The sequence below is a fragment of the Pseudanabaena sp. FACHB-2040 genome (assembly GCF_014696715.1).
Lineage (GTDB): Bacteria > Cyanobacteriota > Cyanobacteriia > Phormidesmidales > Phormidesmidaceae > JACVSF01.
This window is the reverse complement of sequence record NZ_JACJQO010000019.1, coordinates 341,049-363,802: the sequence shown is the minus strand read 5'-3', so window position 1 is coordinate 363,802 and position 22,754 is coordinate 341,049. Positions and strand designations below refer to the sequence as shown.

23 protein-coding genes and 1 riboswitch are annotated in these 22,754 nt (G+C 55.5%); of the genes, 9 read left to right on the top strand and 14 right to left on the bottom strand.

Annotation, left to right across the window (positions count from 1 at the left end; translation table 11 throughout):
* Positions 1-4: 4 nt before the first annotated feature.
* Positions 5-478 (bottom strand): hypothetical protein, encoded by a 474-nt coding sequence (locus H6G13_RS21870; RefSeq protein WP_190487032.1) that lies wholly within the window; start codon positions 476-478, stop codon positions 5-7.
* Between the two features lie 295 nt (positions 479-773).
* Between H6G13_RS21870 and H6G13_RS21865 the strand changes: the two genes are divergently transcribed.
* From H6G13_RS21865 to H6G13_RS21855, 3 genes are read left to right on the top strand one after another with little or no spacing between them, the layout of a single operon-like run.
* Positions 774-1,574, top strand: a complete 801-nt coding sequence (locus tag H6G13_RS21865; protein ID WP_190486763.1) for a transporter substrate-binding domain-containing protein — start codon at positions 774-776, stop codon at positions 1,572-1,574.
* Between the two features lie 11 nt (positions 1,575-1,585).
* Entirely contained in the window at positions 1,586-2,245 is a 660-nt protein-coding gene (locus H6G13_RS21860) for an amino acid ABC transporter permease (protein WP_190486761.1), read from the top strand.
* Positions 2,238-2,960, top strand: a complete 723-nt coding sequence (locus H6G13_RS21855; RefSeq protein ID WP_190486759.1) for an ATP-binding cassette domain-containing protein — start codon at positions 2,238-2,240, stop codon at positions 2,958-2,960. The genes H6G13_RS21860 and H6G13_RS21855 overlap by 8 nt, the downstream gene beginning before the upstream one ends.
* A gap of 142 nt (positions 2,961-3,102) precedes the next feature.
* On the opposite strand, the gene cobW is transcribed toward H6G13_RS21855, so the two are convergent.
* From cobW to gyrA, 5 genes are all read right to left on the bottom strand, one after another.
* A complete protein-coding gene (gene cobW, locus H6G13_RS21850) occupies positions 3,103-4,155 on the bottom strand; it encodes a cobalamin biosynthesis protein CobW (RefSeq protein ID WP_190486757.1) in 1,053 nt (350 codons plus the stop codon).
* 6 nt (positions 4,156-4,161) lie between these two features.
* The gene (locus H6G13_RS21845) at positions 4,162-4,830 is read right to left on the bottom strand and encodes a HupE/UreJ family protein (protein WP_242028453.1); all 669 of its coding nucleotides are present in this window, start codon (positions 4,828-4,830) and stop codon (positions 4,162-4,164) included.
* A 25-nt stretch (positions 4,831-4,855) separates the two neighbouring features.
* Positions 4,856-5,013: riboswitch (cobalamin riboswitch) on the bottom strand.
* 40 nt (positions 5,014-5,053) lie between these two features.
* Positions 5,054-5,284: a hypothetical protein gene (locus H6G13_RS21840; RefSeq protein ID WP_206756536.1), complete on the bottom strand. Its 231-nt coding sequence runs from the start codon at positions 5,282-5,284 to the stop codon at positions 5,054-5,056.
* 142 nt (positions 5,285-5,426) lie between these two features.
* On the bottom strand, positions 5,427-6,728 hold the full coding sequence (locus tag H6G13_RS21835; RefSeq protein WP_190486753.1) for an ATP-binding cassette domain-containing protein: 1,302 nt from the start codon (positions 6,726-6,728) through the stop codon (positions 5,427-5,429).
* Between the two features lie 8 nt (positions 6,729-6,736).
* Positions 6,737-9,262 (bottom strand): DNA gyrase subunit A, encoded by a 2,526-nt coding sequence (gyrA, locus tag H6G13_RS21830; protein WP_190486751.1) that lies wholly within the window; start codon positions 9,260-9,262, stop codon positions 6,737-6,739.
* A gap of 204 nt (positions 9,263-9,466) precedes the next feature.
* On the opposite strand from gyrA, the gene H6G13_RS21825 reads away from it, so the two are divergent.
* Positions 9,467-9,865 (top strand): response regulator, encoded by a 399-nt coding sequence (locus H6G13_RS21825; RefSeq protein ID WP_190486749.1) that lies wholly within the window; start codon positions 9,467-9,469, stop codon positions 9,863-9,865.
* 77 nt (positions 9,866-9,942) lie between these two features.
* Here the strand turns inward: H6G13_RS21825 and H6G13_RS21820 are convergent, their stop codons facing one another.
* The 4 genes from H6G13_RS21820 to hisH form a co-directional block, all read right to left on the bottom strand.
* Positions 9,943-10,776: a sulfurtransferase gene (locus H6G13_RS21820; protein WP_190486747.1), complete on the bottom strand. Its 834-nt coding sequence runs from the start codon at positions 10,774-10,776 to the stop codon at positions 9,943-9,945.
* Between the two features lie 200 nt (positions 10,777-10,976).
* Entirely contained in the window at positions 10,977-12,179 is a 1,203-nt protein-coding gene (locus tag H6G13_RS21815) for an AmpG family muropeptide MFS transporter (protein WP_190487030.1), read from the bottom strand.
* A 61-nt stretch (positions 12,180-12,240) separates the two neighbouring features.
* Positions 12,241-12,795, bottom strand: coding sequence for a 16S rRNA (guanine(966)-N(2))-methyltransferase RsmD (gene rsmD / locus H6G13_RS21810; protein WP_190486744.1), 555 nt, complete (start codon positions 12,793-12,795; stop codon positions 12,241-12,243).
* 150 nt (positions 12,796-12,945) lie between these two features.
* Positions 12,946-13,590, bottom strand: coding sequence for an imidazole glycerol phosphate synthase subunit HisH (hisH, locus tag H6G13_RS21805; RefSeq protein WP_190486743.1), 645 nt, complete (start codon positions 13,588-13,590; stop codon positions 12,946-12,948).
* A gap of 181 nt (positions 13,591-13,771) precedes the next feature.
* On the opposite strand from hisH, the gene H6G13_RS21800 reads away from it, so the two are divergent.
* Complete coding sequence (locus H6G13_RS21800; RefSeq protein ID WP_190486740.1) at positions 13,772-14,308, top strand: peptidase C15; 537 nt, start codon at positions 13,772-13,774, stop codon at positions 14,306-14,308.
* 89 nt (positions 14,309-14,397) lie between these two features.
* A complete protein-coding gene (locus tag H6G13_RS21795) occupies positions 14,398-15,183 on the top strand; it encodes a M15 family metallopeptidase (protein WP_190486738.1) in 786 nt (261 codons plus the stop codon).
* On the opposite strand, the gene H6G13_RS21790 is transcribed toward H6G13_RS21795, so the two are convergent.
* Together H6G13_RS21790 and H6G13_RS21785 are read right to left on the bottom strand one after the other, a co-directional pair.
* Entirely contained in the window at positions 15,119-15,553 is a 435-nt protein-coding gene (locus H6G13_RS21790; protein ID WP_190486736.1) for an ATP-binding protein, read from the bottom strand. The two genes, H6G13_RS21795 and H6G13_RS21790, sit on opposite strands and share 65 nt — an antisense overlap.
* Positions 15,543-17,240, bottom strand: coding sequence for a SpoIIE family protein phosphatase (locus H6G13_RS21785; protein WP_190486734.1), 1,698 nt, complete (start codon positions 17,238-17,240; stop codon positions 15,543-15,545). The genes H6G13_RS21790 and H6G13_RS21785 overlap by 11 nt, the downstream gene beginning before the upstream one ends.
* A gap of 195 nt (positions 17,241-17,435) precedes the next feature.
* On the opposite strand from H6G13_RS21785, the gene H6G13_RS21780 reads away from it, so the two are divergent.
* Positions 17,436-18,341 carry a pre-peptidase C-terminal domain-containing protein gene (locus H6G13_RS21780; RefSeq protein WP_190486733.1) on the top strand — a complete coding sequence of 302 codons (906 nt, stop codon included), beginning with the start codon at positions 17,436-17,438 and terminating at the stop codon, positions 18,339-18,341.
* A gap of 81 nt (positions 18,342-18,422) precedes the next feature.
* Here the strand turns inward: H6G13_RS21780 and rsmH are convergent, their stop codons facing one another.
* Together rsmH and H6G13_RS21770 are read right to left on the bottom strand one after the other, a co-directional pair.
* Positions 18,423-19,352 carry a 16S rRNA (cytosine(1402)-N(4))-methyltransferase RsmH gene (rsmH, locus tag H6G13_RS21775; RefSeq protein ID WP_190486731.1) on the bottom strand — a complete coding sequence of 310 codons (930 nt, stop codon included), beginning with the start codon at positions 19,350-19,352 and terminating at the stop codon, positions 18,423-18,425.
* A 155-nt stretch (positions 19,353-19,507) separates the two neighbouring features.
* Entirely contained in the window at positions 19,508-19,786 is a 279-nt protein-coding gene (locus H6G13_RS21770; protein WP_190486729.1) for a hypothetical protein, read from the bottom strand.
* 157 nt (positions 19,787-19,943) lie between these two features.
* Between H6G13_RS21770 and H6G13_RS21765 the strand changes: the two genes are divergently transcribed.
* Together H6G13_RS21765 and H6G13_RS21760 are read left to right on the top strand one after the other, a co-directional pair.
* Positions 19,944-21,128, top strand: a complete 1,185-nt coding sequence (locus H6G13_RS21765; RefSeq protein ID WP_190486727.1) for an NAD(P)H-quinone oxidoreductase subunit H — start codon at positions 19,944-19,946, stop codon at positions 21,126-21,128.
* A 201-nt stretch (positions 21,129-21,329) separates the two neighbouring features.
* On the top strand, positions 21,330-22,694 hold the full coding sequence (locus H6G13_RS21760) for an FAD-binding oxidoreductase (RefSeq protein ID WP_190486725.1): 1,365 nt from the start codon (positions 21,330-21,332) through the stop codon (positions 22,692-22,694).
* Positions 22,695-22,754 lie beyond the last annotated feature (60 nt).

Genomic DNA, 22,754 nt, shown 5'->3' with positions numbered 1-22,754 from the left:
CCATTTACTTGAGGGCTGCATCTAGCACCTTGCGAGCCTCTTCAGCCTGGGAGCGAGCTTCCCGATAACGCAAGTTGTTTTGGGCAAAGGTCTTGAGCACTTTGAAGCCATCTTTGAGTTCATTAACCTGCTCCTCACTGATGGGTTCGTCGGTAAAGAGCAAATCAACAAGTTCTCGCACCTTGAGGGCATCGGTGCGAACTTCCTGCACTTTTACTTTTAGATTGGCCAGGTTGCTGAGGACCTGAACTGCTTCTACAACGTCATCTTCCTGCTGCTTGACAGTGTCTGTGAGCTGGGGTTCTTTCACTTCAATAAACTGATCGGGGGCAAAACCGTCGGAAAGGGCTGTGGTTAGTCTACCGTCATCCATCATCTCTATGAGCTGATCCATGGCCTTTTCACGAGCTTTGAGGGAATCTTTGCCGGGAATAGGGATGATGACGTCTGGACTTTGAGCTAGCGTATATTGAACCATGGTTTTAGAACGCATGAACTACTCTATTGTAGGCCTTTCCTGAGCCTGCTTAGGTGGCCGTCACAGAAGACACGGAAGATATCTGTCAATGGAAAGATGCTGCTGCTGTTGCAAGATGGATGCACTGAGCGGCAAAAATTATTATTTCTACTATTAAGGCAAATTTGGGAGAAAAGCCTCTCAATAGTCTGAATTTGTAGCTGTATGTACATTTTTGTACGGGTTTTATCTGTAACTCTACTGGATTGTTAAGCTATCTTGTCTAGCCTGAATTTTGTTTGTTTCGGGAGACCCAATGAAACGTCGTAGGTTTATTGCAACTTGTGTGGTTTCGGCAGCGTTTACGGGCGGTATGCTAACAGCCTGTAACCAAGGAGGGACGGGAACTGCCGATAGTGACGGGGCTCAGACCTTAGTCATGGCGACCTCTGCCGATTATCCTCCCTATGAGTTTGTAGAAACCTCTGGAGGGACGGAGGAGATTGTTGGTTTTGATGTCGATATTGCCCGAGGCATCGCTGAACGGTTGGGCTACGAGGTGGAAATTAACAACATTGATTTCAATGGTTTAATTCCAGCTCTACAGGCAGGCCGCGCTGACTTTGTGATGGCGGGCATGACGCCGACCGAAGATCGTAAGCAGAACGTTGATTTTTCTGAAATCTATTACGAAGCTCAGCAAACCATAGTATCTCAACAAAATAGCGGCATTAGCACACCTGAAGATCTGGCAGGCAAGCAGATTGGAGTGCAGCTAGGGTCAATTCAAGAGAGATTGGCCAAGGACCTGCAGGAAGAGGGGGGTATTGCAATGGAAATTGTGCAGCTCAACCGAATCAACGAAATCGTTCAGGAGATCAAGGCCGGTCGTATTGATGCAGCCATCATTGAAGATGCTGTGGCTGAGGGATTCTTGCAGGCCAATCCAGATCTGCAGGTAGCTGTGATTCCTGCAGAGGGGCCTTCTGGATCTGCGATCGCATTTCCCAAAGATTCTGAGCTGGTAGACGATTTTAATACTGCTTTAGCGGAAATGCAGGCCAGTGGGGAAATTGAGGAGCTGGTCAACAAGTGGTTTCGAGATCGCGGTAATTGATAGCGGCGATTATGAACCTTGACTTTTCTCAGATTGTTCCGTCTCTGCCGTTTATTCTGACTGGGGTTCTGACAACGCTGCGCTTTACCCTGCTCTCTGCCCTATTTGGGTTTGCGCTAGGAACGCTGCTTTCGCTGTTAAAAATCTCCTCGATTAAGCCGCTTAAGTGGTTTGCGGAATTTTACACCTCGATTTTCCGAGGCACACCGCTGATCCTGCAGTTGGCGCTAATCTACTTCGCCACTCCCCAACTCATTGGCTACGAAATTTCGGCCATTGAGGCGGGGGTGATTACCTTCTCTCTTAACTCGGCAGCCTACAGCTCGGAGACTATTCGAGCGGGCATTATGGCGGTTGATAAGGGGCAGCGAGAGGCTTCGATGTCTCTGGGAGTGCCTTACAAGCTAATGATGATGGACATCATTTTGCCCCAGGCTTTTAAGAACATCTTGCCTGCGCTGGTGAATGAGAGCATTGCCCTCTTAAAAGATTCGGCCCTGGTGTCTACCATCGGAGCCCTTGATTTGATGCGGCGGGGCATGGTAGTAGCGGCAGAAAAATATCTATATTTTGAGCCACTGCTTGTCATAGGGGTCATCTACTACATTATGGTTATGACCCTGACCCAGGGAGCCCAAGTTTTGGAGCGGAGGTTGCGGCGCAGTGATTAGGATTGAGCATCTCGTCAAGTCCTTTGGTCAGCTAGAGGTGTTGAAAGATATCTCTACGGAAGTCGCCCGCGGAGAAGTGGTGGCAATCATCGGCCCCTCGGGTTCGGGTAAATCAACCTTGCTGCGCTGCGTTAATCTGCTGGAGACGCCGACCGCAGGCAACGTCTATATCGATGGCCTCGATATCACGTCTCCTAAGTGCGACATTATGAAGGTGCGGCAAAACATCGGCATGGTGTTTCAACACTTCAATCTGTTTCCGCATAAGACGGTGATGCAGAACGTCACTTATGCGCCCACGAAGATCAGGAAGTTGAGCAAGGCCGATGCCTGTAAGATTGGTCTGGATCTGCTGAACAAGGTAGGTCTTTCAGAGAAAGCAAACGTGTATCCTTCCCGGCTGTCGGGGGGGCAGAAGCAGCGGGTTGCGATCGCACGCGCCCTAGCGATGGAACCCCACATCATGCTGTTTGACGAACCCACTTCTGCCCTTGACCCAGAAATGGTGAAAGAGGTGCTAGACGTCATGAAATCCCTGGCCGATACGGGGATTACGATGGCCATCGTCACCCACGAGATGGGCTTTGCGCGGGAAGTGGCAAACCGAGTTCTCTTTCTCGATGGGGGCTATTTGGTTGAAGATGCCCCGCCAGATGAGTTTTTCAGCACTCCTAAGAGCGAGCGGGCGCAACAATTTTTAGAAAAGGTTCTGTAAGCGTTCGATCATCGTGGGCATTGTCTCTTAGGTTCAATCACAGGTTTAATCTCAAAAGTAGAGACGTGATTGATCACGTCTCTACTTTGTTGAAAAGGGCCTGCAAATCTCAGGTGTGACACCGCTAATCAAAGCACACTGGTCAAACCGAGACGGGTGGCTGTAATACCGCTGCACGTACTTGGTCTGAATCAAGATTCTGACCAATCACAATTAGCTGCGTTAAGCGTGGCTCACCGGGTCGCCAGGGCCGATCAAAGAAGTAGTCGAACCGGTTACCAACCCCATGCAGCACCAGCCGCATCGGCTTGTTGGGCACGTTTACAAATCCCTTGATTCGGTAAATCTCAGCCGTTTCTACTAGAGCCTGCAGTCGCTCGACGAGAGCCTTAGGTTCAAACGCCTGATCGAGGGTGAGCGGCACTGAGGTAATGTTGTCGTCGTGCTCGTGCTCCTCTTCGTGGTCGTGGTGGCTGGGGCGCTGCTCCAGGTTGTCTTCCACCGCTGCATTAAAGCCGAGCAACACGTCTGGGCTAATCACCCCGTGCTCACAGGGCACAATCTTCACCCCAGCAGGCAGCTGATTTTTGAGCCAAGACTCGACATGCTGGCGGGTTTCTAAAGAGACATGATCGGCTTTAGTCAGCAGCACCAGATCGGCGCAGTTGAGCTGATCTTCAAACAATTCTTCAATGGGCGTTTCGTGATCGAGACTGTCATCGGCCTGGCGCTGGGCTTCTAGGGCCTCCAGGTCACCCACCAGACGACCTGAGGCGAGCGCATCACAATCGACCACGGTCACAACCCCATCGACCGTAGCGCTGGTGCGGATTTCGGGCCAGCGAAACGCTTGCACCAAGGGTTTGGGCAGGGCCAGTCCAGAAGTTTCAATGACAATGCAGTCGATCTGGTCGCGGCGCTGGATCAGCGCCTGCATGGTGGGCAGAAACTCTTCTTGCACAGTGCAGCAGAGGCAGCCGTTGGCCAGTTCAACGATATTGCTGTCTAACGGGGTGCCGTCTTCATCGCAAACCTGGCAGGACTTGAGCAACTCGCCGTCAATGCCGACTTCACCAAACTCATTGACCAAAACGGCAATGCGGCGGCCCTGGTTGTTTTGCAGTAGATGGCGCACTAGCGTGGTTTTGCCCGCTCCAAGAAAGCCGGTGACGACGGTAACTGGAATTTTATGCATAGTGCTTTACCCCAGCAGGACAGAAGAGAGAAAGGCGGATCCGGCCCCTGCGATCGCAAATCCGGCAAAGCGCAGATTCAGCGACGGGCCAGCCGAGAGATTGAATACCCTGCGGCCTGCCCAAAATACGCCTAGAGAAACCAGCAGTTGAATGACTGCAAATCCGGCCAGATAAGCCGCCAAGGGAGCCATTTCCGCTCCGACAATAGCTTCACCGTAGGCATAGCCGTGGAGCAGACCCGCTAATGCACCCAGCCCAGCCAACGGCTCCACTCCCAACTTACGGTTAGTCGCCAGCACCACCCCGGCCAGCACCACCGATAGAGAAACCCCGATCTCAGCCCCCGGCAAGGTCAGCCCCAGCAAATGCAGGCCGGTGCCCGCTAGCGTTGCCAAGACAAAGGCAATGGGCAGCACTATGCCGCGCAGGCTAAAGGCGGCAATCAGGCCAACGGCAACCACAAAAGCAAAGTGATCGGGACCAATAACAGGGTGGGCCAGCCCAGAAATAAAGCCTGTGAAGGCATTCGTAGGCGTGCTGCCGCCGGTAGCATGGTGGGCTTGAGCGGGCAGCATCAGCAGCGATGATGCTAGAACCACACTCCCACCGACAATCAACTTGCGGTTCAAGCCAGCCAGAAGGGATCGGCTGAACCGCTGAGAAATCTTATTCAACACGGGCATCTGTACCTCGCAGATGGGGAACAAAGCGATCGCCAGCGGGCATTCTGACTTAGAAAAGCTGGGCTTTTCATCACAGCTGCGGGACAGTGCCGGACTGACACCGGACTTTCCCCCGCTCGTCAAAATGACAAAGCGCCCGATGGCTGGTCCCCACCGGAACTGGCTTAGCATTGGTCAGCATATCACGCGGGTGTGGCCACGCAATGGAACGTAATTAGAGAGTTAATAAGCTGCGATCGCGTCCCTGAGCCAGCTTTTCCGGCTTCCCTTGAGCAGCCGCACGTAGCTCGATTAGTTGGGTTAAAGAGACCCTTTCAGCCAGCAGCGAATTGGCTGAATGAGCCGTAGCAGCTTGAGCCAACGCAGGCAACTCTTGAAGCATGGTCAGCATCCATACCAGGGAAACCATGCTTAAAAACAGCGACGTGTAGTCTAATTTCTTCATTCACAAAACTGGGTGCCAAGCGACACGCAGCAGACGGTGTCGAAATCGAAGCAGAGCGTTAAAGGCCTTAGCCCTAACGCCTTAATCTTGGCCAGCATAACACATGCATGTTGTGCCTATGGCCGGGGCAATGGACACCTGCTTAAGCCGGAACAGCTGCCCGCAGAGACTGACCGGTATCGGGGTCAAACAGATGCACTTTGTCGGCTGCGATCGCAAGCCACACCGTATCGCCCAGCGTCACAGCATGGTCGGGCGCAATGCGGGCCTGCAGCGTTTCGCCCTCAAACTGAACGCTCAGGTAAGTCTCGCTGCCCAGTGCCTCCACCCGGCTCACCCGCGTTTCTAGGTTCTTGGGGGCAGGCAGACCCAAGCTCAAGTGCTCTGGCCGAATCCCCAATATCACGGTGCGGCCATCGTAGGGCTTGAGCAGCTCATCCCACTCGCTAGGAATGGATAGCCGGAATTTGGGGTGAATCAGCAGACTGGGAGACTGCACCTGCACCGTGAGAAAGTTCATAGTTGGAGAGCCGATAAACTCAGCCACAAAGCGGTTGGCCGGTCGCTGGTACAGCTCTAGCGGCGCAGCCACCTGCTGAATTTGGCCCTGGTTCATGATGGCGATGCGATCGCCCATGGTCATTGCCTCTACCTGGTCGTGGGTGACGTAGATTGTGGTGATGCCGAGCTGGCGCTGCAGGTTGACGATCTGAGCCCGCGTCTCGGTGCGCAGCTTGGCATCGAGGTTAGACAGCGGCTCATCCATCAAAAAGACCTGAGGGTTGCGGGCCATGGCTCGGCCTAAGGCCACTCGCTGCTTTTGCCCGCCCGATAGCTGCCGGGGAAAGCGATGCAGCAGCAGCCCAATCTGCAGCATTTTGGCAATGGCCCGCACCCGCTCGTCGATCAGCCGCTCGGCCTCAGAGATGTAGCGCAGAGCAGGCGGCAGCCGCCGCGTCAGCGACCCCAGAGCGTCTTCCCACCAACGGCTAGTTGCGAGGATCTGTGCCAGTTCTAAATTGGCATCTTTCTCTAGATCCCCGTCCTTTATGTCTTCTACGCCGGGCCGCACTGCTCCTGCCCCCTGCCGCATTCGCCGCAGCCCAAAGGCTAAGTTGTCGTACACCGTCAGGTGAGGGTAGAGGGCATAGCTCTGAAACACCATGGCAATGTCTCGCAGCTTGGGCGGCAAATCGTTGACCCGCTGCCCGCCCACCCAAATCGTGCCTGCAGAGATGTCCTCTAGTCCGGCAATCAGCCGCAGCAGGGTGCTTTTGCCGCAGCCCGAAGGCCCTACCAGCACCATAAACTCGCCGTCGGCCACGTCTAGATGAATGCGCCGCAGCACCGTCAGCCCCTCATGGGAGCCTGACGGATCAGCCGCACGGTTTAACTGAGCGGCTGGAAAGGTCTTGTAGACGTTCTCAATTAGAACAGGAGCCACGGTGGTGCTTATCCCTCGTTTCCATTTGACCCATTATCAGGCAAGGTGGCGATGGTGACAGCGGCAACTGATTCTCCTTTGTTCAGCTTGAGAATGCGATCGCACGGCGTACTGCGCCCTTGCCGGGGCACCTTGGCTACCGTAATCTGCGCCACCCGATCCGCCGTTGTGATCAGTGTTGCTTCTGTGCCTGGATCGGCTGCGGTTAGAGCTGCCAGCGTGTCGCTCTTGAGACTGAACTGGAACGCCTGCGTTCCCAAACCACCCCGGCTGGCTAGGGTTACGCTGTTGGCAGGCATACGCTTAGCAAAGCCCAAAGCCGAGATCAGCAGCACACAGCTACTCTCCTTAGCTATGGCCACGCAGCCCACTAGCGTTTCCTGTTTTCGCATCCGCAGAGCCTGAGGGCCTTGGGCATTACGGCCCATAATCGGCAGGTTGTCATCGTCGATCTCAAAGCGCAGCAGCCGCCCGCCGGAGGTCGCCAGCACCAGATGCTCTCCCGCCCTAGCCAGCACGGCGTAGGCCAGTTCATCGCCGTCTTTGAGCTTCATCACGGTCAGCCCTCGGCCGGTGAGCTGGCTGTATTCCTTCAGGGGCACCCGCTTAATGCGGCCCTGTCGGGTCACAACCACCAAATCCTGCTCCAAGGCCGCTTCTGTTAGCAGAATTTGTCGGACAACGGCTCCTGCTTCTGAGGGCACCGAGTCGGGCAGTAGCCGCACCAGAGGTACTCCCTTAGCCTGCCGCTGCGCCTGAGGGATGTCGTCAACTTTTACGGTAAACGCTCGACCGTCTCGGGTCAGGGCCAGCACTTCCTGGTTCGTGAGGGCCGATTCGACCTGCAGGATGACGTCTTCTACCTCCTGCAAGGTGCCGGTGCTGGCTGCTTCCTGTTTGCCCTGTCGCCGCTGATAAGAGCGGGGCGAGGAGCGGCGCACGTAGCCTTTTTGAGTAAATTCGAGAATGGCTTCTTCTTCCGCTGCTTCTGAAATGATCTCGGCTAGCTGCTGTGATTCTTTGGCAATGGCAGCAGCCGACGGAATTCGAGTGCGCCGAGGGTCGCTGAACTTTTTCTTGAGCGATCGCAACTCTTTCTTGAGCGCTTTTAGCAGCTCTTTGCGATCGTTGAGCAACCGCTGCAGTTCGTTGCGCTGCGTGCTGGCTTCTTGGAACTCCTTTTCTAGGTTCTGGCGCTCCAGCCCAGTTAAGCGCCGCAGCGGCATGGCCAAAATCGCGTCAGACTGCCGCTCGGAGAGGTCAAACTGCTGCTGAAACACCTGCTTAGCGGTGGTGCCATCGGGGGCATTGCGAAGAATATCAATGACGGTATCGAGGTTGCCTAGGGCAGTCAGCAGCCCCTCAATAATGTGCAGCCGGGCCTGGGTTTTATCCAGCTCATGCTGGTACTGGCGGGTGAGGGTTTCTTCTCGGAAGTTGAGGAAGGCCAGCAAGATTTCCCGAAGCGGCATCTGCCGGGGCTGACCGTCTTCTAGAGCCAGCATGATGGCTCCAAAGTTGGTCTGCAGTGGGGTCATGCGATACAGATCGTGGAGCACGCGCTGGGCCTGGGCTTCCCGTTTAAGCTCAATGACGACCCGCATGCCTTCGCGATCGCTCTCGTCTCGAATATCGGCAATGCCATCAAGCCGTCCGTTGTTAACCAGGTCGGCAATTTTTTCAATCCAGCCAGCTTTGTTGACCTGAAAAGGCAGCTCCGTCACGATAATGGCATTGCGCCGCTGCTTGCCCCGGCCAGGACGAACCTCCTCAAACCGGACCACTCCCCGCAGCGGAATGCTGCCCCGCCCAGTGCGATAGGCATCATAAATGCCCTCAGTGCCGATAATTTCTCCACCCGTCGGAAAGTCTGGGCCGGGGATGATTTCAAATAGCTGCTCATCGGTGATGCCAGGCCGATCAATCAAGGCAATGAGTCCATCGACTACTTCCCCTAGGTTGTGAGGGGGAATGTTGGTGGCCATACCCACGGCAATGCCAGAACTGCCGTTGAGAATCAGGTTGGGTAGCTGGGCTGGCAGCACAACCGGCTCTTGCTGGGAGCTATCGAAGTTGTCGGTGAAGTCGACCAGGGCCTCACTGATATCGCCTAACAGCGCTTCATGACCAACCGAGGCCAGGCGCGTTTCGGTGTAGCGCATGGCGGCAGGGGGGTCGTTATCTACCGAGCCGAAGTTGCCGTGGCCATCGAGCAACGGGTAGCGGCTAGAGAAGGTTTGCACCATGCGAACCAGGGCATCGTAGACGGCCTGATCGCCGTGAGGGTGGTACTTACCCAGCACATCGCCCACCACGCGGGCACACTTGCGGTAGGGCCGATCGGGAGTCAAACCCAGTTCGTGCATGGCGTAGAGAATGCGGCGGTGCACCGGTTTGAGCCCGTCGCGCACGTCGGGCAAGGCCCGGCCTACAATCACGCTCATGGCATATTCCAGATAAGACCGCTGCACCTCTGAATGGAGTGAAGTCGTGATTACCTGTCCTGAGGGGAGGGTGTTGAGTGGGTCGGCCATGAGCGTGACGGTCCTGAATGAAGTTAGTTGGGGGTTGCTCTATGTCAGCAATAACAATGCTGTAACTTATATCCAAGGGCAAGAACGTGGCAAGCGTTTAAGCACCTACAGAATCTTATGAATTGTGCTGATTATCAGATGCATCGACCGGTTTATTGACGTTCTTTCAACACAATTCCCTCTTTAAGCGGTGGATTACTCATCATGAAAACCGTCCTGATTGTGGAAGATGACCCGATCAATGCCCGGGTCTTTTCAAAGATTTTGACCAAGCGGGGAGGCTTGGCAGTAAAGCATACGGAGAATGTTGACGAAGTCATACAGATTGCCCAAAACCGGGAGGCCGACATTATTTTGATGGATGTTTCTTTGGCCCACAGCGTTTACCAGGGGAAGCCGGTCGATGGCATTAAAATTACCCAAATGCTCAAGGCCAACCCAGATACAGCCAATCTGCCGGTGATTCTGGTGACGGCCCACGCGATGGATGGCGATCGCGAGAATTTCCTCAAGCTGAGCGGAGCCGATGGCTACATCTCTAAGCCGGTAGTGGATCACCAGCAGTTTGTGGATCAGGTTAAGGCTATGATGACAGACATCTAGCTAAGTACATTTGTACTTTATAGCAACGGTTCCTGCAACTATAGGCCCAATCTCTAGACTCAAGAGCCCAGGCGAAACTACAGATAAGTGCACCAGTCGCTCCAGCCGCCTACGTAGAGCTTGCCCGTAGGCTTGCCTGCGATCGCTTGGCTTAGCAGATTAACGCAGGCGGTGACGCCGGAGCCGCAATAGACAATTACATCGTCGACATCGTCTAAGGTTGACCAGTGGACGGCGAGTTCGGCGTGCGATCGCATTCGTCCATCCCCCTCACTGACATCTTGCCAGAAATAATTCACCGCGCCAGGAATGCTGCCTGCAACTGGGTCAATCGGTTCTTGCTCACCCCGGTAGCGAGATGGCTCACGCGCATCAACCAGCAACATGCCCGGTTCATCCTTGCGCCGTCGCACAGTGTCAATATCAACGACCCAATCCGTTCGTGGCGTGGGCGTAAATTTGCCTGAACCGGCTTCACGCACCGCCTGACTAAGCGCATATCCCTGGCTCTGCCAACCCTGTAGTCCGCCATTGAGTACCGCCACCGCATCGTGGCCCAGATACTTCAGCAGCCACCAGAGCCGCGAGGCAAAAGCATAGCGAGCATCATCATAGGCCACCACCAAAGTCGGGCCCGCAGGTAGCGCAGAAGATACGCCCATCGCCTCCAGCTTTTGCCCAAACTTCTCCCAATCTGGTAGTGGATGCCGCCCCCCATGCACCTGCACCGGACTCGACAAATCTTGGTTTAAATCTAGGTAATGTGCCCCTGGAATGTGCCCAGCCTCGTACTGTCGCCGCCCCTTCTCCGGCTCCATCAGCGCAAAGCGGCAGTCTACTATGACTACCTGCGGGTCATCTAAGTGGTCAGCTAGCCAGCCAGGCTCGACTAGATTTGTAGGGTAAGTCATCGCTGTAATTTTGAGGCAGAGACGCGGGGGAGCAAAGAAGCAAGAGGTTGAGGCAGCAAGGGGTCGAGGCAGCGGAGGAACCAGGGAGTGGCGGAGCAGAGGTAGTTGGTTTTCCTTTGTCCATTGTGACTTCTGACCTGATCAAGCAAAGGGCAAGAGACAAAAATCGACACTCCCTCGCCCGCGTCTCCGCTACCCCCTCACCCCTGTTCCTCTCTCACCTGCCACGGAGCAAACCACGGCAGCAGCACCAGTCCTGGCAGCGCTGCTATCAGCGTTATCAGAAAAAACAGAGGCCAGCCGGTGGCTTTGACGATTTGGCCGGCGGGGGCTGATAAGATATCGCGGCTGACGGCCATTAGGCTGGAGAGCAGGGCGTATTGAGTGGCGGAGAAGCGGGGGTTGCAGAGGCTCATCAGAAACGCTACGAAGGCAGCGGTGCCCAAACCGGCACAGAAGTTTTCGATGTTGATGCTGAGGATCATCAGGGGATAGTTTTGCCCCACCTGAGACAACACGAAATAGGCCAGATTGCTGAAGGCCTGGAGGATGCCAAAGATCCAGAGGGAGCGGTTGATGCCGATCTGGCTTAGCAGTGCGCCGCCTACTAGCGTGCCGACAATGGTAGCAAATAGCCCCATGCCGCCGCGAATCGCGCCAATGTCGGTCTGGGTGAAATCGAGCGCCAGCAGGAAGGGTGTCACCATGTTGTTGACAAGGGCATCTCCCAGCTTGTAAAGCACGATGAAGACCAGGATGAGAACGCCTCGACTGACGCCGGAGCGCTGGAAAAACTCTCTAAACGGCATGACCACTGCTTCTGCCAGGGTAGCGGGATGGTGGTAGTCGCTGACGGGTTCTGGGGCAAAGAAGGAGAATGCGATCGCAAGTCCCATCAGCCCAGCCATCACCATATACACCAGCGGCCAGGGAATCTGGTCAGCTAGAATCAGCGCTGCCGAACCCGTTACCAGCAGCGCGATGCGGTAACCCAACACAGCCACCGCGGCCCCTGCCCCCATCTCTCGGGGCTCTAGCACATCGGTGCGGTAGGCATCAAAGGCAATGTCTTGGCTGGCGCTAAGAAAGGCAATGATCAGCGCATTGACGGCCACCATGGTCAGCGCCTGCTGGGGATTTTGTAGGGCCATCGCCCCGATTGCCAGCACTAGCGCCACCTGGGTAATTACCAGCCAGCCTCGCCGCCGTCCCAAAAAGGGAGGAATGTAGCGATCTAGCAGCGGCGACCAGAGAAACTTGAGCGAGTAGGGCAGCGCCACCAGCGTAAACCAGCCAATGGTGCCCAGATCCACCCCAGCGGTAGTCATCCATGCCTGCAGAGTTTGGCTGGTGAGAAACAGCGGTAAACCAGAGGCAAAGCCCAGAAACAGCAGAGCCAGCATCTTGCGGCTCTCGAAAACCTTGAGAAACGATGGGGTGGCTTTCAAAAGGGGAGCTGGCTCCTTACGCTGAAACAGTCTCTGGAGTATAAAACGTCAGCTGGGTGGTGCCGTAGCGTTTTTCCCGAATCAAGTTCAAGCCTGGCACCTCAATGGCCTGCCAGATATCGGGGTTGTGCTCTACTGCGACCTCTCCCATCGGCGTTAACAGGCCAAATCGAACAATGCCGGTGAGGACGGGCATATAGAGTTCGCTATCGTAGGGCGGGTCAACATAAATCCGCTCAAAGGGCTGGTTTCTCAGCCGATCCATCTGCTGCAAAACATTGCCGCGAATAACGTGAAACTTTTGGTCGGGCTGGCTTACCCGCTCCCAATTTTCTCGAATAACCCGACAGGCCAAGGGTGACAGCTCAATGGCAACGGCCTCAGCCGCTCCACGGCATAGCGCCTCGGCTCCCATTGCGCCGCTGCCCGCACACAAGTCTAGCCAGCGGCAGCCAGCAATGCTGCCCTGCCAGACGTTAAATAGGGCCTGCCGTACCCGCGATGCGGTAGGGCGAGTGTCTTGCCCTGGCAGGGTCTTGATGGTGCGATTGCCGTAAATTCGAAGCGACATCCATAGAGACGCAATTGATCGCGTTTATAAACAGCGTAAACAGGCCCTGAAATCTTCTCGTAGAGACGCAATTACCCGCCTCTAAATCCGGTGAAAATATTCCAGGCTCTTAATCAAAATCTCCAGAACGTACTGCCAAAACCGTTGTTCCTAACGGCTCACTGCCAGTTCTTGGGCCTTGACCATGGCCACAAAGTTGTCCAGCATTTTGAGCCCGGCAGGGGCAGACTTTTCTGGGTGATACTGCATTGCCATTAGGTTATCGCGTGCGATCGCAGCCGTCACCGTCTGACTGCCGTGCGTCACCGTCGCCGCTACTACTGCGGGATCGGCAGGGTCAGCATAGAAAGAGTGGACAAAATAGACCCAGTCGCCGTTCTCAATGCCCTGCCAGATAGGAGCATCGGGTTGGGTCAAGGTGAGCTGGTTCCAGCCCATATGGGGAATAGTGATGCCTGGTTCGGGCTGAAATCGCCGGATGTGTCCTGGCAGGATGCCCAGCCCTGCTTCTCGACCTTCCTCGCTGGCCTCAAATAGAAGCTGTAGACCGAGGCAGATACCCAGAAAGGGTTTGCCGCTAGCGATAATGTCTTTGATAGGCTGAACCAGGTCGCGCGATCGCAAGTGCTGCATTGCCGGATCAAAGGCCCCATCGCCGGGCAGCACCACCGCATCAGCCTGCTCTAGCTCGGCAACGACATCGGTAATGTGGGGGGTAGCTCCGGAGTTGGCTAGACCCTTGCAGGCCGAGTGCAGGTTGCCCATGTCGTAGTCAATGACGGCAATCAAGGTCATAGCAGCCTCCCCAGCAAACAGCAATACTCCCCTATCCTACCTGTCGGCCCGCAGTTCCGCCTAAAGGCTCACGACGCCCCTCGAAATTTCACGCTAAAGTTGGCAGGGCCATCAGGATGACGTTTCTACCAGCTTGTTTTCACCGGCTTGGTTTCTATGGGCTTAACCAAAGCAAAGCGTCATGTCCACTATCCTTCTCACCTCTTTTGCTCCTTGGAAAGCTGACCAACGGTCAAACTCTTCGGATGACTTGCTGGTTAGCTTGCAACAGCGACAGGAACTGCCAGACAATGCCCTTTTGATGCGGCAGGTACCAGTCAATTTTCACCTTGCCCCCTGTCATATCATTGCCAAACTGGTAGAACTGCGTCCGGCTGTTCTAATCTGCTGCGGCATGGCAGAAAAGCGCCACTGTTTAAGCCTGGAGCTAAATGGCCGCTACGAGGACAAAACCCTCAAAACTGCCCTAAACCTACCTGAATTGATAGCAGGTACTCGACTCACCGAGATCAGCCACTGCGCTGGAACCTACGTCTGCAACCACCTCTATTTCAAAGTGCTGGAATTCATCCAGCGCACACGCTGCTCGACCCAGGCCATTTTTATTCATGTGCCCCCGCTCAACCCGCTAAATCAGGAGTTTGTTGCCGCAGACTTTACGCTAATCCTGCAACGGCTGAGCCTACCGGCGACAGCGCCTTTGCCGCTGGTAGCTTAATCGGCGGCCTAATCTACCAGTGGCCTAATCGTAAGAAATGGCCGTCGCTTGCATCGGGTACATCCCCAGGTGCGCCTATCGCTAAACTCATGAAACCCTACCAATCCATTCCCATTCAAGACTGCGGTGAACCCCTAGTGCCGCTGCCGCCGGATCAGTTTGATCTGGCAGATCCCCACTTTTACCAATCTTTAGGGGCTCCTTACGCTGACAAATCTCCCTTCTACCTGCGCCAAGGGGTGTTGGCCGCACTCCTTCAGGCCCAAGCCACCCTAGCGGCAGAGTATCCTGGCTGGCGCATTCGGGTATTCGATGCGTTTCGGCCCGTGGCTGTACAGCAGTTTATGGTGGACTACACCTTTCGTGAACTGCTGCAAATTCAAGGACTGGACGAGGCTGATCTAAGTGATGACCAGCGGCAGGCGCTGACAGCTCAGGTCTATCAGTTTTGGGCTCCGCCTAGCTCCGATCCGGCCATGCCGCCGCCCCACAGTACCGGAGCCGCAGTAGATGTCACTCTGGTCGATCAGCGGGGCAGTGAAGTGGATATGGGGTCGCCCATTGATGAAATTTCGGCCCGCTCTTTTCCTGACCACTTTGCGGGTAGCGATGATCCTTCTGAGCAGCAGTGGCACCGCCACCGCACTCTGCTCAATCGGGTAATGGTCGCTGCCGGATTTCGGCGACATCCCCAGGAGTGGTGGCACTTTTCTTTGGGCGATCAGCTCTGGACTTGGCTAGGTTTCCAAGCAGGCTATCAGGCTGAGCAGATTGCCCGCTACGGTTGCGCCCCAGAGCCCCTAGAGCCCCCTAGGGCATCTCCTGAAAAATCGGTAGCTCAGTCTCTAGCATCAGACAATTCTGCCCGTCCTTAGCTCGCAATTGGTACTGCACCTTATCCATCAGCCGGTTTAAGATTAACCAGCCATAGCCCCCCTCCTGAAAGGTTTCAGGGACAGGGGCCAGGTAGGTGTCTGTGTCGTAGCCCTGCCCCGAATCCCAAATTTCTAGAGTCACAGAGCGCTGGTCTAGGGTTAGCCGCAGGATGACGGGCGTCTCCGGATTGTCTTTGTGGGCATGGCGAACCACGTTGGAATAGGCTTCGACGAGGGCTAGTCGCAAGCGGGTAGACAGCTGAGGCCAGGTTTCTGACTCCTTAAGCTCTGTGGCTAGAGACTCTAGTAACCAGCTCTCAACCACAGACAAAAATTTCAGGTCGCTAGGAATTTTCAGTTCAGTCCTCATCTGGCAGCACCTCCAGAGATAAGGCTGTCTGGTCGTCCTCCTGCTGACTACTCAGCTTTTGAATAGCCTCTAGGAGTTTATCGAGATCGAGGGGGGGAGGCTGCTGCTCTAGCAAGGCCCACAGCCCAGCCTGCTGAAGCATAGCCAGGCTGCCTGCTCCCTGCTCCGGGGTGACTTCGGTGAGCCCGTCGCTAGCTAGCAGCAGCGTATCACCTGGCGAAAGATCGAGTTCCCCAGCCTTGGCTTGCCAGCTCGGTAAAATGCCCAAGGGCACCCCTCGGGTCTCTAGATATTGAGGTGTATGGGCTGCCCGCGACCAGACTAGGGGGTAGATATGACCCGCATTGGCATAGGTCATGTGGCGGGTAGTGGGAGAGTAGCGCACCAGCACCAGCGTGATGAAGCAGTTATTGCTCACCAAATCGTCTAACAAGCTTGAATTTAGGCTTTGCATCACCGCGTCGGGTGCAGGGGAAGTTTCTTGGGAGAGTTCTCGCCGCAGCACTGAGATCGCGCTGGCCATAAACAGCGCAGCGGGAACGCCTTTACCAGAGACATCTCCGACTGCCAGCCACACATCTCCTTGGGGGTGGACAAGGACCTCGAAGAAGTCGCCGCCTACTTCGCTGGCTGGCAAGCACCGGGCCTGAATTTTGGCACCGGGGACACTGGGCCAGCTCTGGCGCAGCAGGTTCATTTGGATCTGGCGAGCGACTTCTAGCTCTGCCCGCATCTGCCGAGTTCGCTCTTGAACCTGCTGATAAAGCTGTGCTTGGGCGATTGCTAGAGCCACCTGGTCAGCTACGCTGCGGATCAGATCGAGGGTTTCTTCAGACCAGTTGGGAGATCGAACCTGGTAGAGAGAGGTGACTGCTAGGCAGCGCTGCTGAAAGATTAGGGGCAGCGTCAGGACGGCAATAGGCTGGTGGGAGTGGTCAATCGTGGTTAGAGTGGCTTCGGCCTCGAACTTGATGTGGCTCTCTTGCTTGAGATGGTGGCTGTACAGTACTGGCCAGAGAGGATCTGGGGCCGCTTCAGTATGACTGTCGGATGCCGTTGGTGGGGTCGGGTATTGAAAGATGGGAGTGGGAGCCGTGGGACTGGTTTCAGGCTTGGGGCACCCATCCTCTTGAGGCCGCAGGATGACATGGTCGGCCTCGAACCGTTCGCCTAGGGTATCGACGACTGTTTGCAGCATGCTGTGATAGTCCAAAGATTCTCGGACTGCGCTCATGACTGCGTTGATCAGAGACTCTCGCCGGAGGGCCAGGGTCAATGCTCGGGTGCGCTGCTTGACTAGCCGGTAAGTTTCGATAGACTGCAGCACCACATTTTTGAGCGCCTCGGGATTCCAGGGCTTGGTGATGTACTTAAAGACTTTGCCCGAGTTAATGGCTTCTACCAGGTCTTCGACATCGGTATAGCCCGTTAACACAATCCGGATGGTATCGGGAAACCGCTCTACGGTGCGGCTAAGAAATTCGGTTCCGTTCATCCTAGGCATGCGCTGGTCGGAGATGATGATGGCCATTTCTCCGACCTGCTCTAGGATTGTCAGGGCTTCAAGACCGCTGCTAGCTTTGAAAACCTGAAATTCCCGGCGAAAGGTGCGATAGAGCAGATCTAGGTTGTCTGGCTCGTCGTCTACCACCATTAGCTTGAGCTTGTCGTGTTCGCCTACACTCATGTGCTGTGACCCATAGCCATTAATCCCAGGGAACGATTGCGACGTTTGAAGACCAGAGCTGATCAGCATCGCAATTCTGCCAGTGCTTTCAGTTAATGCTTTCAAGGTTCCCGGATTTTTTCCGGGAATGCCCAGTCAGGCATACACTAGTGTTGATTATGGCCTGCTTAAAAACCTTTGGCATAGGGGGCGAGTATGCAGAGTTTGATCAGACGTTGGGGGTGTGCCCTCTTACTGGCTGCTGTCGGCGTTTTTCCGGCGCGCGGCGTTCTGGCTCAAACGGTGCAGTCGCTGCAGCAAGATATTCAGGTGGCGATTTGTCGCGGTGATTGGAATCAGGCGGTGGATCATACTGGCGCTCTGATGGCGCTGCCGCAGATTTCCCCCGCCAATCGGGCGACGCTGGTTGCCTTTCGCCAGCAGCTTAAAACCTGGCGTGATGATCCTAGGACGGTACCGAGGTTTACAAACTGTGATACAGCCCTAGCTCAGTTTATTCCGGCAGATTTGGTGCCAGAGGTGGCTCCTCCTTTGAATTGGGAGAGTGCGATCGCAACGCTCTCCAGCGTTCCCTATATCCCCTCTAATAATCAGCGCGCCCGCCAGGCTGAAGGCTTCGCAGTGGCGGGTTTAGCTCGCCAGCTTGACACGAATATTCCAGCGCTAACGCCCACGGTGCCGATCGATATGCGCACCGGCTCAGGTGTATCAGCAGGAGCTGTAGGTCAAGACTACCGGGTGTTTACCTTTGTCGGTGGGCTGGGCGATCAAGTCACAATCGACGTGGACGTGAACCGAGTCTTTCCGGGTCTGCTGTATTTTGATGACGACTCTCAGATATTTCTGTTTGACAGCCAGGGCCGACTACTCGTCGAGAACGATGACCTCAGCCGCCTTCAATCCCGAATTACTAACTACATCTTGCCGCAGTCGGGCCTGTACTACGTGGCGGTGACTACCTACAACAATGACCCTATCTTCAATGCTGAGGGTCAAGTTGTTGGCTGGAGCGGCAATGGCGGCAGTTCGGTTGAATTTACCCTGTCTATTACGGGTGTAACACCGACGGATCAGTTGGTGCTGCCGGAGGCGAGTCTTTGACGCGCCCCCATGTCCTCTTTTAGGATGTTGAGTCGCGCTACGCTTGACGCCAACCTACGGGGCTGGCCTTCTTTACCTCCCCTATCTATCTCTACCTCTCCGCGTCTTCCACTCTCCGCGTTCCCCCTCTCCCATGTCGTCTTCCCTCCGCTCTGCCACACGCAGCTTGGCCGAGCGAGCGCGGGGGTTTTGCTGGATCTCGTCATCAGTGGCGATGATGGGTTTCTTGGTGACTACTGAGAGTAGGGGCGAGCCCTTGATGGCGTGCTTGACGATTCGATCTTCTAAGCTGTGGAAGCTGATGATGGCCAGTCGGCCACCTGGCTCCAGCCAGGTGGGGGCGAGTTCTAGAAACCGCTCCAGCACTTCTAACTCGCGGTTGACGGCAATGCGCAAGGCCTGAAAGGTGCGGGTGGCGGGGTGAATGCGGCCATAGCGGTATTTGGTGGGAACGCACTTGGAGATGGCGTCTGCTAGTTCGGTGGTGGTGTTGAAGGGGCGCTGGGCGACGATCTGGCGGGCAATGCGTCGAGATAGCCGCTCCTCGCCGTAGATGTAGATAATTCGGGCGAGCTCTACTTCCTCCCAGTGGTTGACAATTTCGGCGGCGGAAATCTCTTGGCGCTGGTCCATGCGCATGTCTAGCGGGGCGGTCAGCCGGAAGCTAAAGCCGCGTTCTGGAATGTCGAACTGGGCAGAGCTGACGCCCAAATCTGCCAGAATGCCGTTGAACTGCTGGTTACCAGGTTTGAACTCGGCAAAATTGCTGCGGCAGAAGGTGATGCGATCGCAATACTCCGCCAGTTCAGCCTGGGCCGCTGCGATCGCAGCCCCATCTTGATCCAAAGCCGTCAGCCGAATTGTAGGGTCGGCCTCTAAGATGAGCTTGCTGTGGCCGCCGCCGCCCACAGTGGCATCGAGATACTGCCCTCCCGGTCGGGGCTGCAGCCCGGCAATGGTTTCCTGGGGCAAGACGGGAATATGTTCAAAGGTGGGGGGCTCAGCAGTCATACAGCGATTTTCAGATCAGGAAGCTACGGGCTGGGGTGGATGAGTAGATGGGTGGCGAATGCAGGTGAAAAGGGCTGTAGATTAGCGCACAAAAAGGGCTCTGCGCCCCTCGATTGAGTCTACTGCAATTGGTTACGGCCCATCGTCTTTGCCAGCTAGAGCCGATGCCGCTCCAGGCCATGTAGGCCAATGGCCCCTAAGATGGCGCTGAGCAAGGTCCAAACTCCGTCAGCAAACAGGTTAATTCGGTGGATTGACTGCAAAGACTCAGCAATGAAGATTTGGGTGAGGTCGTCTGAGGTCTGAATCGTCAGCTCAAACCGCTGATATGCCTGCTGTAGGCTATCCCAGTCGATCAGAGCTGCTCTGCCAAACACGGCAACACCTGCGATCGCAGGCGCAATGACGAGCAGCAGCAGCAAGGATGTACGCATCGTTTTGGAGCCTAGTTTTTGAACTTAAATGGTCTATATAGGCGATGTTCATCTACAAAGGCAGGAAAATCACATTAAGATGCATAAAGGGAGCCACCTGCCGGTAAACCCCGCAGACACCCTGGGCTAGACCAAGCAGACATACCTCGCTGACCCTATGGCAAGAATTGAGACCAAGACCGAACCCATGGTCCTCAACATGGGACCGCACCATCCCTCTATGCACGGGGTGTTGCGCCTGATTGTGACCCTGGACGGCGAAGACGTTATCGACTGTGAGCCGGTCATTGGCTACCTCCATCGTGGCATGGAGAAAATCGCCGAAAACCGCACTAACATTATGTTCGTGCCCTACGTGAGCCGCTGGGACTACGCTGAGGGCATGTTCAACGAAGCCATCACGGTGAACGCTCCAGAAAAGCTAGCCAATATTGAAGTGCCTAGGCGGGCCAGCTATATCCGAGTGATCATGCTGGAGCTAAACCGCATTGCCAACCACCTGCTTTGGCTTGGCCCCTTTCTGGCAGACGTGGGCGCTCAGACTCCATTTTTCTACATCTTCCGGGAACGGGAGATGATCTATGACCTGTGGGAAGCTGCGACCGGCTACCGCATGGTCAACAACAACTATTTCCGCATTGGCGGCGTGGCTGCCGACCTGCCCTACGGCTGGATCGATAAGTGTCTCGACTTTTGCGACTACTTCATTCCTAAAGTCGATGAGTACGAGAAGCTAATCACCAACAACCCCATCTTCCGCCGCCGGGTTGAAGGCATTGGCACAATCTCGCGGGAAGATGCGATCGCATGGGGCCTCTCAGGTCCGATGCTGCGTGGCTCTGGCGTTAAGTGGGACTTGCGCAAGGTCGATCACTACGAGTGCTACGACGACTTTGATTGGGATATCCAGTGGGAAACTGCTGGGGACTGCCTGGCCCGCTACGTGGTGCGGATTCGGGAAATGCGCGAGTCGGTGAAGATCATCCGGCAAGCCTGTAACCAAATTCCTGGTGGCCCCTACGAAAACCTGGAAGCCAAGCGGATTGCGGGTGGTCCTAAGTCGGAGTGGAACGGCTTCGAGTATCAGTTCATCGGCAAGAAGATTGCTCCCACCTTCAAAATTCCTGCAGGTGAGCATTACGTTCGAGTCGAAAGCGGCAAGGGCGAACTCGGTGTCTTCATCATTGGAGACGACAACGTTTTCCCCTGGCGCTTTAAAATTCGCGCCGCTGACTTTGTCAACCTGCAAATTTTGCCCCAGCTGGTACGCGGCATGAAGGTTGCCGACATCATGCCAATTTTGGGCAGCATCGACATCATCATGGGCTCTGTAGACCGATAAATTCCCACACTGGTCAATAGGCTGTAGGGGCGAAGCATTCCATCTGTAATCTGAGGCAATTTGCCCAAGGTTCGATGCGAAAGGCTTGGCCCCTTTTGCAATTTTTCAAGGTACGAGTTGATGTAAGGTTGTCAGATGTACAGACAGGCTCAGGCTGTTGGGCCTTACACTGGAATTGCTGTCAGTCCGTATTCCAGCCCTATGACCCTTACCAGTACTCCTGCAATTAACTGGGACGCTCTCGTTGCAGCCCTTGGTGATATTGAAGTTATCCGAGAGCCGGGCCAGGTTGAGAAACTGTCGAAGGATTATTACAACTTCAGCCCAGTGCTGGTGAAGCAGCTAGCCGACAAGACGGGAGACTTGGTGGTGCGGCCCAAAACCGAGGCCGAAGTGCTCAAGGTGGCTAAGGCCTGTGTGGCAGCGAAAGTGCCAGTTACCGTCCGGGGGGCGGGCACCGGCAACTATGGGCAGTGCATTCCGCTGGAAGGTGGGGTCATTCTCGACCTCAGCCGGATGAATGCAGTCAAGTGGGTGAAGCCAGGGATTGCCTGTGTGGAGGCGGGGGCTAAGCTATCTGCTATCGATAAAGTGACGCGCGAGTCAGGCTGGGAGCTGCGCATGTATCCCTCTACCTACCGCACCGCAACGATTGGCGGCTTTATCGGCGGCGGCAGCGGCGGCATTGGTTCGGTGCTGTACGGGCAGTTGAGAGATAGAGGCAACCTGATCGCCGTTCGCGTGGTGACGATGGAAGACGAACCGCGCGTGATTGAGCTGCGGGGCGATGAGGTGCAGAAGGTCAACCACGCCTACGGCACCAACGGCATTATCACCGAGCTAGAAATTCCGCTGGGGCCTGCTTACCCCTGGACCGAGGTAATTGTCGCCTTCGATGACTTTATGACCGCTGCCCGCTTTGGTCAGGCTTTGGGCGATGCTGACGGCATCATCAAGAAAATGATCAGCATTCATGCGTGGCCGATTCCCAGCTATTTTGTGCCGCTCAAGCCCTTCTTGCCTGAGGGCAAAGCCGCTGCTCTGTTGATGGTAGCCGAGCCAAATATAGAACCCTTTGGTGAGCTAGTGAAGGCGTTTGGCGGAACGGTTACCTATAGCAAGGCGGCACAAGATGCCAGCAAAGGCACCCTCTTAGCAGAATTTACCTGGAACCACACTACGCTGCACGGGCGCAGTGTGGTTCCCTCGCTGACTTACCTGCAAACGCTGTTTCTAACGGACGCGAACCTGGAGCTGATCGAGCAGCTTTACCATCACTTCGGAGATGAGGTGATGATGCACCTGGAGTATTTCCGAGTGGGCGGCAAGGTGGTTCCGGCGGCGCTGCAGGTGGTGCGCTATACAACTGATGAGCGGCTGTTTGAAATTATTCAGTACCACGAGGAGCAGGGCGCACTAATTGCCAACCCTCATACCTACATGCTTGAAGATGGCGGCATGAAGACGGTAGACCCGGTGCAGGTGGACTTTAAGGCCCAGGTTGACCCCTACGGTTTGTTGAACCCTGGCAAGTGTCGCGGCTGGCTAGAGCGGATCGGCGGCTAAAGGGGTAGGCGCTTGTCAGATCTCGGGGTTCTTTAAGAACCCCGAGATCTAGCTGGTGCT

What these genes read in the sequence shown, in the direction of transcription:
- H6G13_RS21870 (WP_190487032.1), bottom strand. Translation starts at nt 478, where the DNA reads ATGGTTCAATATACGCTAGCTCAAAGTCCAGACGTCATCATCCCTATT.
- H6G13_RS21865 (WP_190486763.1), top strand. Translation starts at nt 774, where the DNA reads ATGAAACGTCGTAGGTTTATTGCAACTTGTGTGGTTTCGGCAGCGTTT.
- H6G13_RS21860 (WP_190486761.1), top strand. Translation starts at nt 1,586, where the DNA reads ATGAACCTTGACTTTTCTCAGATTGTTCCGTCTCTGCCGTTTATTCTG.
- cobW (WP_190486757.1), bottom strand. Translation starts at nt 4,155, where the DNA reads ATGCATAAAATTCCAGTTACCGTCGTCACCGGCTTTCTTGGAGCGGGC.
- H6G13_RS21840 (WP_206756536.1), bottom strand. Translation starts at nt 5,284, where the DNA reads ATGAAGAAATTAGACTACACGTCGCTGTTTTTAAGCATGGTTTCCCTG.
- gyrA (WP_190486751.1), bottom strand. Translation starts at nt 9,262, where the DNA reads ATGGCCGACCCACTCAACACCCTCCCCTCAGGACAGGTAATCACGACT.
- H6G13_RS21825 (WP_190486749.1), top strand. Translation starts at nt 9,467, where the DNA reads ATGAAAACCGTCCTGATTGTGGAAGATGACCCGATCAATGCCCGGGTC.
- H6G13_RS21820 (WP_190486747.1), bottom strand. Translation starts at nt 10,776, where the DNA reads ATGACTTACCCTACAAATCTAGTCGAGCCTGGCTGGCTAGCTGACCAC.
- H6G13_RS21815 (WP_190487030.1), bottom strand. Translation starts at nt 12,179, where the DNA reads ATGCTGGCTCTGCTGTTTCTGGGCTTTGCCTCTGGTTTACCGCTGTTT.
- rsmD (WP_190486744.1), bottom strand. Translation starts at nt 12,795, where the DNA reads ATGTCGCTTCGAATTTACGGCAATCGCACCATCAAGACCCTGCCAGGG.
- hisH (WP_190486743.1), bottom strand. Translation starts at nt 13,590, where the DNA reads ATGACCTTGATTGCCGTCATTGACTACGACATGGGCAACCTGCACTCG.
- H6G13_RS21800 (WP_190486740.1), top strand. Translation starts at nt 13,772, where the DNA reads ATGTCCACTATCCTTCTCACCTCTTTTGCTCCTTGGAAAGCTGACCAA.
- H6G13_RS21795 (WP_190486738.1), top strand. Translation starts at nt 14,398, where the DNA reads ATGAAACCCTACCAATCCATTCCCATTCAAGACTGCGGTGAACCCCTA.
- H6G13_RS21790 (WP_190486736.1), bottom strand. Translation starts at nt 15,553, where the DNA reads ATGAGGACTGAACTGAAAATTCCTAGCGACCTGAAATTTTTGTCTGTG.
- H6G13_RS21785 (WP_190486734.1), bottom strand. Translation starts at nt 17,240, where the DNA reads ATGAGTGTAGGCGAACACGACAAGCTCAAGCTAATGGTGGTAGACGAC.
- H6G13_RS21780 (WP_190486733.1), top strand. Translation starts at nt 17,436, where the DNA reads ATGCAGAGTTTGATCAGACGTTGGGGGTGTGCCCTCTTACTGGCTGCT.
- rsmH (WP_190486731.1), bottom strand. Translation starts at nt 19,352, where the DNA reads ATGACTGCTGAGCCCCCCACCTTTGAACATATTCCCGTCTTGCCCCAG.
- H6G13_RS21770 (WP_190486729.1), bottom strand. Translation starts at nt 19,786, where the DNA reads ATGCGTACATCCTTGCTGCTGCTGCTCGTCATTGCGCCTGCGATCGCA.
- H6G13_RS21765 (WP_190486727.1), top strand. Translation starts at nt 19,944, where the DNA reads ATGGCAAGAATTGAGACCAAGACCGAACCCATGGTCCTCAACATGGGA.
- H6G13_RS21760 (WP_190486725.1), top strand. Translation starts at nt 21,330, where the DNA reads ATGACCCTTACCAGTACTCCTGCAATTAACTGGGACGCTCTCGTTGCA.